The organism is Mucilaginibacter sp. McL0603 (assembly GCF_049992945.1).
Classification (GTDB): Bacteria; Bacteroidota; Bacteroidia; order Sphingobacteriales; family Sphingobacteriaceae; genus Mucilaginibacter.
In genome coordinates this window covers 4796294-4811337 of the sequence record NZ_CP188251.1, presented here as the reverse complement: position 1 = coordinate 4811337, position 15044 = coordinate 4796294, and the positions used below count along the sequence as shown (strand labels likewise).

Annotated in this window: 6 protein-coding genes; all 6 read right to left on the bottom strand. The window is 41.1% G+C overall.

Annotated elements, in window-relative coordinates; all coding sequences use genetic code 11:
* Positions 1-38: 38 nt before the first annotated feature.
* On the bottom strand, positions 39-2444 hold the full coding sequence (locus ACPPVU_RS22070; protein ID WP_426668899.1) for an ABC transporter permease: 2406 nt from the start codon (positions 2442-2444) through the stop codon (positions 39-41).
* A gap of 73 nt (positions 2445-2517) precedes the next feature.
* Entirely contained in the window at positions 2518-4959 is a 2442-nt protein-coding gene (locus tag ACPPVU_RS22065) for an ABC transporter permease (RefSeq protein WP_426668898.1), read from the bottom strand.
* Between the two features lie 72 nt (positions 4960-5031).
* A complete protein-coding gene (locus ACPPVU_RS22060) occupies positions 5032-7431 on the bottom strand; it encodes an ABC transporter permease (RefSeq protein ID WP_426668897.1) in 2400 nt (799 codons plus the stop codon).
* 62 nt (positions 7432-7493) lie between these two features.
* Positions 7494-9908, bottom strand: a complete 2415-nt coding sequence (locus ACPPVU_RS22055) for an ABC transporter permease (protein ID WP_426668896.1) — start codon at positions 9906-9908, stop codon at positions 7494-7496.
* A gap of 54 nt (positions 9909-9962) precedes the next feature.
* The gene (locus ACPPVU_RS22050; protein WP_426668895.1) at positions 9963-12335 is read right to left on the bottom strand and encodes an ABC transporter permease; all 2373 of its coding nucleotides are present in this window, start codon (positions 12333-12335) and stop codon (positions 9963-9965) included.
* A gap of 76 nt (positions 12336-12411) precedes the next feature.
* A complete protein-coding gene (locus tag ACPPVU_RS22045) occupies positions 12412-14853 on the bottom strand; it encodes an ABC transporter permease (protein ID WP_426668894.1) in 2442 nt (813 codons plus the stop codon).
* Positions 14854-15044 lie beyond the last annotated feature (191 nt).

The window sequence follows — 15044 nt, the reverse complement described above, 5'->3', positions numbered from 1 at the left end:
ACCCTAAATTCTAATGACCAATGACAACTGACCAATGACTATTCACTCCTCAAACTCTTCACCGGGTTAGCCATTGCTGCCTTAACACTTTGATAGCTCACCGTAAGAAGTGTAATTATAACAGCACCCAATGCTGTCGCCCCGAATATCCACCACGATAATTCAGCATGATATTTGTAATTTTTGATCCAGCCGAACATAAAATAGTAAGCTACCGGGATAGCAATAACCAATGATACAGTCACCAGGATTACAAACTCTCTCGACATTAATCGCCATAAACCAAAAATAGAAGCACCCAATACTTTGCGCACGCCAATTTCTTTGGTGCGTTGCTCAGCCATAAAGGATGCCATACCGAACAGGCCCATACAACTGATAAAAATAGCCAGGATGGTGAAAAAGCCTGCAAGCTTGCCTATTCGTTCTTCATTGGCGAATTTTTTAGCGTACTCCGTATCTGTAAATTGATAATCAAACGGACTATCCGGATCATACTGCTTAAATACTGCCTGTATTTTGGTTAGTGCATCATGGGCGCTTAGTTTCGGATTTATTTTTATATCTACCACACCGCCCGGATTGGTCACTACGAAATATAGGGCTGCTTTAACCGGTTCATAAGGCGAACTCATCACCATATCATGTACTACTCCAATTATTTTGAATTTGTAATCTGGTCCCCAACTGACAACCTGGCCTATTGGATCTTTAAATCCCATAAACTTTACCGCGGCATCATTTAATATCATTGATGATGTGTCGACGAAAGTCCTCGAAAAATCGTGGCCATTATAAAGTTGCCACCCTACTGTTTTTCCGTATTCGGGTGATACACGTATAGTAGCAAAATCGTCCTGTAAGCTGGGATCTTTTCCCTGCCAACTGAGTCCGCTATTGTTTGACCATACATCAGTAACCGGGCTGCCGGATTCGGCCATTTCAATTATCGTATTTGATTGTAAAAGGTCATTTCTCATCGCCGCAAAGTGTTTATGAACAGCGTCATTTTTCATCACTAATTGTATCATGCCTGTACGCTCATAACCTACCGGCCGGTTTTTTGTGAATTGTACCTGCCTGAAGACAACTATAGTTCCGATGATTAACACGGCGGAAACAGTAAATTGCAATACCACCAATATTTTACGTGGTAAAGCCGCTAAAGGCCCTGCCCTAAAAGTGCCTTTAAGTACTTTGACAGGTTGAAATGATGACAGGTAAAATGCAGGATAACTACCTGCAATAATACCGGTAATGAGGCTGAAACTTAAAACGATCAACCAAAACAAGGGACTTCCCCAAAGTATAGACATTTTTTTATCTGCTACCTGATTGAACCATGGAAGTGTAAGCTGAACGATCAGCAATGAAATCAAAAGGGCAAACACTGATACCATTAGCGATTCACTAAAAAATTGGCTGATCAGTTGCTTGCGAAGTGAACCCAGTGTTTTTCGAATACCGACCTCTTTGGCCCTTTTTTCGGACCGTGCGGTACTCAAGTTCATGAAATTGATACAGGCCAGCAACAAAACAAAAAGCCCTATTATAGCAAACATCCATACAAACTGTATGGCACCGCCGGTATTTTTACCATTTACGAACTCGCTGTATAAATGCCATTTGCTCATGGGGTGCAGAAAAACTGCAGCTTTAAAAGTAAGCCCTACCTTATCGCCATTGCCGGCAAGCCCTACCATCTTAAGATCCTTAATGTGAGCCGAAACTTTATTGATATCGGCATTAGGGTTTAACTGTGCAAATATTTGCCATGAATTATTGCCCCAGCGGGTAGCCGCGTTTTTTAAATATGGTTCAGTGGTCATATACATGTCCCATGGCATTATGAGGGAAAGGTCTTTAAAATCGCTATTATCTGGTATATCCTCATATACCCCAGCTACTTTAAGAGTCCAGGTATTATCAATCCTGATCATCTGGTACATCGGATCGGCGTTGCCAAAAAGCGCTTTTGCTGTCGTCTCAGAAAGTAAAATTGACTTGGGATCGGCTAAGGCTTTGCGGGTGCCTTTCAACATTTTCAGGCTGAGCATGTCAGGTGCTTCGGGCTGCATGTAATTACCCTGGCGTGTCAGCTTTTTATCACCATGCGACAAAATATGCTCATTAGTCCAGGTGGATAACACTGCGTATTTGAAATCCTTATTAGGACCTGTATAATCCTGCCGCAGTTTTATCCCTAACGGAATTGGAATAGCTGTTTGTGTGCCTACAGTACCATTAAAGGTTTGGTGCTGCATTACCTGTACAATTCGGTCGTAGCTTTTAAAGTATTTATTAAAAGATATTTCATCCCATATCCATAGGCCTATGAGTATAGCCACAGCCATACCTACCGATAGGCCGGTGACATTGATAAATGTATGCGCCTTGTTTTTTAACAGGTTACGCCAGGCGATTTTTAAATAGTTCTTTATCATGATATTTAAATTCTAAATCCTAATTTCTAAACCCTAAAGATTAAGTTCTGATTACCTGATTTCTGGCTACTAATCACTCCGTTTTCAAACTCTTTACCGGGTTTGTCAAAGCGGCTTTTATTGCCTGGTAACTTATTGTGCTTAATGCTATTGCAAGGGCCAGCAAACCCGCAATGCCAAATACCCACCAGCTGATATCTATCCTGTATGCAAAATCCTGCAGCCAATTGTGCATGATCAGCCACGAAGCAGGAGCGGCAATTACAAATGATATAATAACAAGCAGTAAAAAATCTTTTGATAGGATAAATACAACATTCTGTACCGAGGCTCCAAGTACTTTGCGTATACCTATTTCCTTTGTGCGCTGTAAAATATTATACGCTGATAAACCGACCAGGCCGAAGCACGCGATCAATATGGCAAGGAAGGCGAAAAGCGTAAACATTTCGCCAAACCGCTGATCGCTTTGGTATTGAGTATTAAAATCGTCGTCGAGAAAATAATAGTTAAAAGGATCTTTAGGGAAATAACGGTTCCATGTAGCTTTAACATTAGCTATTGTGCCCTGCAGATCACTAGTTTGCAGTTTTAAGGAATAAGCCTGATTTGCATTTAAGCGCAATGTTATCAACTGTGGGTCGATGGGTTTTTGCAAGCCGAGATGGTGAAAGCTTTGTACCACGCATATTACAGTCAGTGTATCGCCAGAGGCTATCTTTTTACCTATAGCATCCTGCGGATCTTTGAAACCCATTTGGGCAAGCGCCCTGTCATTTAGTATAGCAGCCTTTTCATCAGTTTTAAAATCTTTTGAAAAATTACGCCCTGCCAATAGTTTCATTTCGAACTGCGGGATAAAATCATAATCAATACCTAAACGATAAAGCGTTGAGGCGCCCAGTTCTGAATGATCGAGGCTTTTATAGCTATTTGTCCAGTATATTTCCTTACCCATTACACTGGTGGATATGGTCATGCTTTTTATACCCGAATTTTTAAGGATCTCGTTTTTGAAGGGTTGTAATGTGCTCCAATACACCGAATCGCTGACAGTTTGCACACCATCAAGTACCAGCGTTTGATTAATATTAACTCCAAGTTTTTGGCTCCTCATAAAATTGACCTGCTGGTAAACGATGATCGTACCTGCTATCAGAACTACGGAGATACCAAACTGTAAAATGATCAATCCCTTTCGCAGCACCAACCCGCCTGAAGTGTTTTTAAAGGCGCCTTTGAGGACTGCTACGGGTTTATAATCTGATAATACAAAAGCAGGATATAATCCTGACAATAATGTGCCGGAAATAAAAATAACAGAGAATATAAGCCAGTATTTGCCTGACATAGAAAAGCCCGACGCAACATCTTTACCCATCAGGGTATTGAACCAGGGGATCAGCGCAGCAACGGCAATGCCGGCCAGCAAGATGGAGGTAAAATTTAACAGGATGTTTTCGAGCATGAACTGCCTTACCAGGTTGCCTTTTGCTGCTCCTAAAACTTTACGTACCCCAACTTCTTTTGCACGTTCGACTGAGCGTGCGGTGGACAAGTTGATGTAATTTATCCAGGCTATGCCCATGATGATAAAACCGATCAGGAACATAAAATTGACACCGCTCCCATTACCATTTACTTCGGCTTCCTGATTGTAGTTGGAGTTGAGGTAGATATCGCTTAGCGGAATGATGTGCAATTCATCTCTTACATTATTTGTTTTGAACCCCTTCTTGTTGTTGATGTATTTATCGGCAAAGGCAGGCATTTTGGCCTGGAACTTTTGAAGATTAGTGCCGGGCTTCATTTGCAGGTATACATAGAAATCGTACCAGCCGATAGCTGTATTAGCCGAATCGTCTTTATCTCCACCCTTTGCCAATATTTTGCTTAGTGTTGAATAAGAAACAAGGTAATCGATAATCAGGTGCGAGTTTTTTGGATAATCCTTAAATACGCCGGTTATCAGCAAGGTTTCATATGGGTTTTGGTTACGCGCGATCAATGTTTTGCCAACCACATCATCGGTACCAAAATACTTTTTGGCCATGCTTTGCGAAATGATGATCTTATCAGGGGCATTCAAAGCCGCAGATACGTTGCCGCTGTATAACTGTACACCGAGCATATCAACTGATGAAGGATCGGCGTAATAGCCTTTTTTTTCAGAGAACTTTACATTTTTGGCATCGTTACTTAATAAAAGTTCATCGTCTATCAGCCTGCAGTAATTCTCAACCTCGGGATAATCCTTTTTCATCAGCGGCCCGAAAGCAGGATAGGATGTTGCAGATTGCCACAATAGTTTCCCCTGTTTGTACTGGTCCAACCGTATACGGACTATTTGAGATGTGTTTTTTTGAAACGTATCATAGCTTCGCTCATACGATACATACTGAAAAATAAGCAAGCAGCAAGTGATGCCTATAGTAAGCCCGAGGATATTCAGTGTAGTATATCCCTTCCTCTTAAAAAGATTGCGCAGGCTAATGATGAAATAGTTACGTATCATGATGTTTAAATTCTAAATCCTAATTTCTAAACTCTAAGGATTAGCAGTGATTAACTGATCCCTGGTCACTAATTACTCCGCTTTTAAACTCTTCACCGGGTTAGCCAATGCTGCTTTGATACTCTGATAGCTTACGGTGAGTACGGTTATTAGCAATGCGCCGGCGGCTGTGACAGCAAATATCCACCAACCCATAGCTGAACGATATTGGTAGTTTTGCAGCCAGCTATGCATAAAATAATAAGCTATTGGCGAAGCGATTAACAGGGAGATAACAATAAGTCCTATAAAATCTTTTGAAAGTAGTCGCCAAAGGTTGAATACTGAGGCGCCAAGCACTTTCCGTACACCAATCTCCTTTACCCGCTGCTCTGCCGTGAAGGATGCCATGCCAAATAGCCCAAGACAGCTGATGAAAATGGCAAGGCTTGCAAATGAGCTGGCCAGTTTGCCTACGCGTACCTCGGTATCAAATTTTTTGGCGTAATCGTCATCAGCAAAATTGTATTCGAACGGCGTAGAAGGGTCATATTTCTTAAAGATAGCTCCGATCTTGTCAATAGCCTCGTGAGCGCTTGTATTGGGATTGAGCCTTATATCGACATTCGTTAATCCTTTGCGCAGGTAGAAAAAGGTTTGCTCCACAGGCCGGTAAGCTGACTCAGTGATCATATCTTTTACCACCCCGATGATCTTATATTTACCGCTACCAATCCAGGTAATGGTTTGGCCTATAGGGTTTTTGAACCCCAGGTACTTTACACAAGCTTCATTGATAATAAAAGCCGATGAGTCGCTCGGGATGGCCGGATCAAAATCGCGACCTTCTTTTATTTCCCATTTAACGGTTTTACCGAATTCAGGGGAAATACCTAAACTCTTGAAATTTTCCTGTAAGGCAGGGTCCTTGCCTTGCCACATAAATCCGCCGTTAGTAGTGTTGCCATCGGTTATACGGGTCTCCGACATTGATACTGATGCAACTACACCGCTTGTCATCAGGTCGTTTCGTACTGCATCGGATTTTTTGGCGATAAAATCAGTTTGCAGCGGCACGACCATGAGAGCGTTGACATTATAGCCAATAGGACGATTTTTAGCATATTGCACCTGGTTGAAGACAACGATAGTGCCAATAATTAATACAATGGAGACGGTAAACTGCAATACCACCAAAACTTTGCGCGGTACCGAAGCCAGTCGGCCCGCCCGAAAAGTGCCTTTCAATACTTTTACCGGATTGAAAGATGACAGGTACAACGCAGGATAACTGCCGGCGATAAGTCCAGTGAATAATGTGAAGCCTATACCAACCAGCCAGAACAACGTGCTACCCCATGGCATCGAGATTTTTTTAGCGGCTACCTCATTAAAGAATGGCAGGCATAATTGCACAAACAATATGGCGAACAGGAATGAAAAAGCAGCAATTACCAACGATTCGCAATAGAACTGGGTGATCAGCTGGCTGCGGCCTGAACCCACCGACTTGCGTATGCCTACTTCCTTGGCACGTTTTTCGGAGCGGGCTGTGCTCAGATTCATGAAATTGATGCAAGCCAGCAGCAGTACAAATACACCGATGATACCAAACAGCCACACATATTGTATATCCCCTCCGGTATTTACACCATTTTTAAAATCGTTGTACAGGTGCCATTTATTCATAGGGTGAAGGAAGATGACAGGTTTAAACCGCGCATCGCTGTTATGAGTGCGGACCAGGTCCTTCATCTTAATGTCTTTGATCTTGTCTGAAACCTTATTCATATCCGCATTATCAGCTACCTGAACAAGGGTCTGGAACCAGCTTGCACCCCAGGGATTATTAAAGCGGGTATCATAATGCTGGTCTTTAACTAATAATTGCCACGGAGAAATAAAGGCCAGGTCGCCAAATGATGAGTTTTTAGGAAGGTCCTCATAAACTCCCGTTACCTTAACCGTCAGCACATCATCATGGTCTATTTTGATGATTTTATTCATCGCGTCGGCATCACCAAATATAGCTTTGACCGCCGATTGGGAAAGTAATATCGAATTGAGATCATTTAAACCATTGCGGCTGCCTTTGATCATTTTCAGCGATAACATATCCGTAATACCGGGCTCCATAAAATTGCCGCTGACTTTCAGGTTTTTATCGCCAATGGAAAAGATGTGCCCTCCTGCCCATGAAGACATGATCACGTGCTTAAAATCGCCGCCATATTCATTGCGAAGCATAGCACCCAGGGGATAAGCCTGGCTGTTCCAGGTATCGGTCTCATTGTTTATCCATTGGTTTTGCATCACTTGCGCAATACGGTCGTGGTTAGGAATGTTTTTATCAAATGATAGCTCGGTGTACATCCATAATCCTATCAGCATGGCTACCGCCATACCCACAGCAAGGCCGCCAATGTTGATCACTGACGACGCTTTATTTTTAAGGAGATTTCTCCAGGCGATCTTTAAATAATTCTTTATCATGATTTTAAAACTCTAAACCCTAATTTCTAAACTCTAAAAACTTGAGCCCCAATGACCAATGACTATTCACTTCTCAAACTCTTCACCGGGTTCTCCAAGGCAGCTTTTATACTTTGATAACTTACGGTAAGTAAGGTGATTGCAATGGCACCCACAGCGGTCGCGGCAAACATCCACCAGGAAATATTGGTGCGATATTGGTAATGCTGCAACCAATTGTGCATAAAATAGTATGCGATTGGCGAGGCAATAAGCTGGGATATAACAACCAGTAGTACAAAGTCCTTCGATAGCATACCCCAAAGATTGATGACTGATGCACCCAACACTTTACGTACACCTATTTCTTTAACACGTTGCTCGGCAACAAATGAAGCAAGGCCAAACAGGCCAAGGCATGATATAAAAATGGCCAGTCCGCCAAATACTGCTGCAAGTCTGCCGATGTTTTCTTCGGCCGCGAATTTTGAGGCATACTCCTGGTCGGCGAATTTGTATTCAAATGGAGCTGACGGAATTATTTTTTTGAAAACAGCTTCTATTTTAGGCAAAGCCTGGCTTGCACTAACATTGGGGCTGATTTTTATATTGATCTGGTTGGTGCCCACATGACCTTTAACCATAAAAACAGTAGGGTACATTGGCTCATAAGGCGATTCCATCACCATGTCTTTAACTACACCTAAAATTTTATAATATTTAACCGGCTGATCCTGGAATTTCCAGCTTATATCTTCGCCTACAGGGTTTTTCAGCCCCATATATTTAGCGGCTGATTCATTGATCACCATACCTGACGAATCTGTAATAAAGTTACTAGAGAAATCACGACCGCTTATAAATTGCCAGCCGACTGTTTTCCCGTATTCAAAAGTTACAGGCAGCGTACCGAACTGGTCCTGCATATTCGGGTCTTTCCCTCTCCATTGAAATCCACCGTTACCTGAAGCTATTTCGGTAACTTTTCCATAAGACTCAGACATTTCTGCTACTACACCTGTATTCTTAAGTTGGGTTCTCAGGATATTATACTTCCCATCAAAATCGCTTGATTTTTTCTCGATCATGATCAGTCCGTCACGGGTATAACCTACCGGACGATCTTTGGCGACCTGCACCTGCCTGTAAATAATAATGGTGCAAATGATTAAAGCCACAGATACTGTAAACTGCATCACCACTAAAACCTTGCGAGGGATGGAAGCAAACCGGCCTACTCTGAAAGTCCCTTTTAATACTTTAACAGGATTGAAAGAAGACAAATACAATGCGGGATAGCTTCCTGCTACAATACTTGTAATAAAAATAAATGCGATGCTTAACAGCCAGAAATAAGGACTCTGATATGGTGTTTTTATCAGTTTAGCTGATATATCATTGAACCAGGGTAGTGATAACACTACTAAAATCATCGACAAAAAAAACGACAGCAGAACTATCAAAAATGATTCGCAATAAAACTGGCCGATCAATTGTCTCCGTATTGAGCCTACGGCTTTTCTGATACCAATTTCTTTGGCCCTCTTTTCTGAACGGGCCGTGCTTAAATTCATAAAGTTAATGCAGGCCAGTAACAATACAAATGTGCCAATGATGCTTATCAGCCATAACATTTGTAAAGATGTGGTATCCGGTTTGCCATGTTTAAAATTATGCAGGTGCCAATCGGACATAGGAAGTAAAAAGACCTGCGGATTTTGTTTGACTTGCTCTTTCAGGTTGCCCAGGTTTTTTAACTCGACATCTTTGATATTTTGAGAAGCTTTTTCGAAACTGGTATTCGGATCGATTTCTACATAAATTTTTAGGAAGTGGTTTTGCCAATCATTTAATGCCCGCTCCTTTATCCAGGGATTGTCGGCGATCCATAAATCGGTAGGTGAAAGGAATTTTAAATCCTTAAATTGAGAGTTCAGCGGCAGATCTTCATATACTCCGGTAACTTTTACATCAAACTTATTATTGATCTTCATTACCTGGTTTATAGGATTCACATCGCCAAAAAAAACTTTGGAGGTTGATTCGGACAGCATAATTGAATATGGATCTTTCAGCCCGTTTCGTGAACCATAGATCATTTTCAAGGTCAGCATCTCAGGAGCATCAGGGTCCATGAACAGTCCTGTTCTTGATATTTTCTTCTCGCCTGCCGATAGGATATCATCAACATCCCACGACGCCATTACTATATGTTTGAAATTGTTTTTGTAATTGGTTTTTAGCTGGGTCACCATAGGAACCTGTAGTGAATTGTTTATCCCAGTTTCACCGGTACGGGTATCTATAAGCCGCGTTCTTACCTGGGCAATGTGGTCGTAGTTTTGGTGATACTTGTTAAACGACAACTCGTCCCAAATCCATAAACCAATCAGCATAGCTACAGCCATGCCTACAGCCAATCCACCAATGTTGATTAAAGAAGAAACCTTGTTTTTAATGAGGTTTCTCCAGGCAATTTTTAAATAGTTTTTTATCATGATGTTTAGTTCATTAGTCATCGTTAACTGCCAGCTGAAAACTATCAACTACTTCTATTCATCCTTTAAATATTTAGTAGGGTTGGAGGTATGCGCCTTAAATATGTGCCACGAAACGCTTACTGCGGTCATGACGATCAGAGCAATGAACGAAATAATAAGCGGATACAATGAAACAGCAGATTCAGGTGTAATCTGGTTAAACATAGTCCTGACAAGCCACCAGGAAACAGGCAAACCAAACAAGATGGCAAATCCAATGGCGAAAATAAATTCCTTATTTATAAGATAAATGATGTTTCCTATGCTTGCTCCAAGCACCTTTCTTACACTTATTTCCTTCATTTTTCTACCCAGTATCAGTAAGGCCAAACCGAAAATGCCCGATATGGAGATAACGATCATTATTAAGGAGGCTGCGCCCATTACATCCGAAACCTGGTCAAACCCCTTGATATATTGATCAAATACATTATCCTGGTAATAATATTCAAAAGGCAAATTAGAATATGCCTTTTTCCATACCTTTTCTACCTCGGAATGCGCATTTTTAAATAAGCCGGATGCTGTTTTAATATAAACAAAATTCACATCTTCCGGCTTACAGCCCATTAGCACTAAAGGGGTCACCGGTGATTCGAAATTTTCGAAATGGAAATTGTCTACTTCGCCGACTATTTGATATTGGTGATTTTCATATTCAATGTTTTTCCCTATGCCGGTTGTCCAATGCATCTGTTTCAAAAAGGCCTGGTTAACCAATACAGTTGTTGTTTTATCTGTTTCGAAATCAGGATTCAGATCTCTGCCTTTTGTAATACTGATGCCTAACTGAGTTGCAAAACCCGGTAAGGCATTTATACCCTGTACGGTTTCTTCTTTCCCTTCGGTTTTGATCACCATTTGTTTGGAGTAGTTACCGAGTGACTGAACCGATCCGGAAACTGATTTAACAATGCTATTATGCTTCAGCTCATCCTTAAAAGCTTCAAAATTGGCCGATTTATCAAGCGTTACCACCACATTATTCGCAGGATCATACCCCCAGGGTCTTACTTTTATCTGCTTTGTTTCATTTATAAAAGCCAGTGTGGTTGAAATGGCTAAAAATGTAAGAAAAAATTGAAAGCCTAAAAGGGCTTTTCTGAAGCGGTTATTGCTGCCTAATTTGCTGTTGCCCTTTATGATGTTTATCGGTTTAAAAGCTGATATATAAAATGAAGGATAAGCAGCTCCGCTTAGTGCCGACACAATTATTAGGACCACTAAGGCGACCCAGGTGCGATAATTGTTAAATAGATTTTTTGCCAGGTCTATATTGGCTATTTGACTAAACCAGGGCAGAAAAATGTACTTAGCTAAAAACAACCCCACAATTATTGCGATGGTGCAAAGGATGATATTTTCTAAAATGAACTGGTAGATGATCTGTTTTCTGCTGCTTCCCATCACTTTTCTGACGCCAATCTCCTTTAACCGTGTTGAAGCAGAAGCTATGGCAATATTCATGTAATTGAAGTAAACCAGTAATAAAGTGGCAATGGCAATTACTACCAACATAATATAACCGGCTATATGCGTATAATTAAAACGTTGGTTGTTTACATTATAGGCGTGAAAATTCATTGTTCTCAATGGCTGAAAATGGAAGGCAGTGATCTTATCATCCTTATTTGCGGCATTATATAGCTGTAAGTATTTTTTACTTTGACCATTGATAGCAGTCAACGATGCTTCATTGTCTGCTTCCACAAATGTTATGTCTGTGCTCTGAACCCAGTCGCCGGTTTTATCCATTCCTAAAGAAGCCATTTTACTATAAGGAACGAGAGCTGAGAAATACCAGGAGGTCTCCATAGGTCGTTTATCAAATACCCCCTTAACCGTAAAATTCACAATCGTTTCCTGGCCATTTTTGTTAAACCGCACATTTACATTTTTACCTACCGGGTTTTCTTTTCCAAAAAGTTTTTCTGAAAGCTCATTGGTGAGTACTATTCCATCCTGATCAGTAAAACGCAGCTTATTTCCCCATTTAATTGGAAAATTAAACATGCTGTAGAAGGCATCATCAACAAAAGTTACGCTTTCTCTGAACACGTTATCACCTTGTTTAATTATCACCCCTGTATAACTGACCCGTGCAGTATTTTTAATTTGTGGGAAATCAGCCTTCAGCATAGATCCCAAAGGGGCGGGCGAATTACCCCACAATTGCTGATTCCCGTCTTTTTGAGAAACTCTTTCAATAACAAAAAGACTGTTAAGTTTATGATGAAAGTTATCCATGTGCATGGACCAGTCAAAAAACTGAAATACGACCATGCAGCAGCCTACGGCCAGTCCAAGTCCTAAAATGTTAATTGCTGACGATAACCTGTTTTTTGCAAGGTTGCGCAAGCCTAATTTCAAATAGTTTTTTATCATGACATTTTAGTTTACTTGTTAATTGGTTTACTTGTTCATTGGTAACTAATCTCTAATCACCAGTCTCTGATCACTATCACTCAGATTTCAGACTCTTTACCGGGTTCATTAATGCCGCTTTGATAGACTGGAAACTTACCGTAAACAGAGCTATAGCTATCGCAACTATTCCTGATAAAACGAATATCCACCAGCTAATCGGGATTCTATAGGCGAAGTCCTGTAGCCATGAGTTCATTCCGTACCACGCTATTGGCGAGGCGATCAGTATGGCTATTAACACCAGCTTTACAAAATCTATAGATAACAGAGTCGTAATATTACTTACCGTTGCACCAAGCACTTTGCGGATGCCGATTTCTTTGCTGCGCTGCTCGGCCATAAAGGCAGACAAGGCAAATAAACCAAGACAGGCAATAATAATAGCCAGTACAGCAAAGCTGGTGAATATATGCCCTGTACGCTGTACGTCGGCATACATGTTGGCAAACTGCTCATCAAGGAAGGTATAACGGATGGGTTGATCGGGTGAATATTTTTTCCAGACAGCAATGATATTCGTCAAAGTGTTCTTCATATCCGTACCACCGACCTTTACCGATACGATAGAAGGGCTAAGGCCAAAATTAAGTACAATTGGTTCGATATGGCCGCGCATAGATTCGTAATTGAAATCTTCTACAACGCCAATAACGGTGTACTTTCCATACCCGTTAGTGATCCGTGCACCAATGGGGCTCTTTAGGTTAAGTTTTTTGGCCATGGTCTGATTAATAATAACCGACCCTTGTGTGTCCGCGGCCATCGCATAAGAGAAATTTCTCCCCTCAACCAGTTTCATGCCCAATGTTTTTAGATAAGTATCGTCTATTTGCCAATATTGTCCGCCAACTCCTGCATCCAGCTTTGTTCTGCCCTCTTTATAAAAAGTATTACCATTTCGTTTGGTGCCTTCAACGGGTAAGTAATCGCTTATAGATACATTTTTTACCGACGACAGCTTAAGTAATTCATTTTTAAAACTTTTTACATTTTTATCACCCAGCGTATTGGTGCCCTGTATAACAACGACCTGGTCCTTGTCAAAACCCACCTTTTGATTGAGAATGAATTGCGTTTGGTTGTAAATAACAACAGTGCAGATGATGAGGATAATAGAAGCACTAAATTGAAAAACGACCAGACTATTCCTTAGTATTGAATTTTTACTGCCTGTACTGATGCTGCCTTTCAATACCTGCACAGGTGTGAACCCGGAAAGATAAAAGGCAGGGTATAAGCCGGCAACTATGCCCACAATGAATGCTGCAGCTAATAAGAAAGGCACCAGCCACCATTCATTCCATGGCATGGATAATGTTTTTGAAGCCAGTGTATTGAAGTATGGAAGCAGTGCCCAGGCTAATATTAACCCGATCACAAAAGAAAGTACGCTATAAACTATCGACTCAGCCAGGAATTGATTAATAAGGCTGCTGCGATATGAACCTACTACCTTTCTTAAACCAACCTCTTTTGCGCGATTGGCTGATTTGGCCGTTGATAGATTGACAAAATTGATGCAGGCTATAACAAGAATAAAACCTGCGACAGCGCCGAACAGCCAGATAAAACGCACATCCCCATGAGGCGTGTTGTCATAAATATCATATGAATACAAGTTGATATCAGTAACATTTTGCAAATGCAGGGAGAATTTTTGAGTTTGCTTTTCCGCATCTTTTACCCCATCTTTTATCATTACCGGGAAGTAATAATTCTTGATGATATCATTTGTCATCTTCTTTTCAAATTGAGCGATGTTGGTTCCCGGGCGCAACTTGATATAGTCGGGGTAGTTGCTGGCATCCCAGTTGTTTTGCTCACCCTGGTAAAACTCTACGCCTTTTAAAGTCAAAAAGAAATCAAACTTTCTTAGATGAGAAGTTTCTGGAATATTCTCCATTACACCGCCTATCCTGTACGGCTTGGTTTTATCATTATTCAGGTACATTACCTGTCCCACAGGGTTCTTACCCGGGAAATATTTATCCGCTTTCCGTTTTGATATAACCATGGTTAAGGGTTCTTTCAAAGCAAGCTCGCGTTTGCCATAAACCATGGGCAGTTGCAATACATCCAGCATTTCCTGGTCGGCGTAGGTAAAGCCCTGCTCGTAAGTGTTCTGTACCTGGTCGGCACGCCTCACCTCATTGCTCCCGGCTTTTTCGAAGAGCGAATTAGGCATCAGTCTACCCGATATTTCCACTTCCGGAAAGTCAGATTTCAAGGCTTTGCCCATTGGAGCGGGCCAATCAGTTCCCTTTTCTATTTTCCCCTCGGTATTGTAATATCCAACAACGCGGTAGATCCGATCCTTGTCAGGATATGATTTATCAAAACTGAGCTCGTCTTTTATGTAAAGGCCAATCAGCAAACAGGCAGCAATGCCAAGCGCAAAACCACCGATCTTGATAGCGGCGTACATTTTTTGTTTTCGTAGTTGACGGATGGCAATCTTTAAATAATTCTTTATCATGACCGTATTGATGAAGTTGACTAAATATTAAAATTAACCTGAATGAATTTGAAGCGAACAGTCAAATCAAGTTAACAATATCATGCCGATATTTCAATACGCTGATATACAATTATTTGTGATAATTATTATTGCTGGAGTTGTAACAAAAACGAACACTATCCGTACGGATATGAACTGCTATAATCTCG

What these genes read in the sequence shown, in the direction of transcription:
- ACPPVU_RS22070 (WP_426668899.1), bottom strand. Translation starts at nt 2,444, where the DNA reads ATGATAAAGAACTATTTAAAAATCGCCTGGCGTAACCTGTTAAAAAAC.
- ACPPVU_RS22055 (WP_426668896.1), bottom strand. Translation starts at nt 9,908, where the DNA reads ATGATAAAAAACTATTTAAAAATTGCCTGGAGAAACCTCATTAAAAAC.
- ACPPVU_RS22050 (WP_426668895.1), bottom strand. Translation starts at nt 12,335, where the DNA reads ATGATAAAAAACTATTTGAAATTAGGCTTGCGCAACCTTGCAAAAAAC.
- ACPPVU_RS22045 (WP_426668894.1), bottom strand. Translation starts at nt 14,853, where the DNA reads ATGATAAAGAATTATTTAAAGATTGCCATCCGTCAACTACGAAAACAA.
- ACPPVU_RS22060 (WP_426668897.1), bottom strand. Translation starts at nt 7,431, where the DNA reads ATGATAAAGAATTATTTAAAGATCGCCTGGAGAAATCTCCTTAAAAAT.
- ACPPVU_RS22065 (WP_426668898.1), bottom strand. Translation starts at nt 4,959, where the DNA reads ATGATACGTAACTATTTCATCATTAGCCTGCGCAATCTTTTTAAGAGG.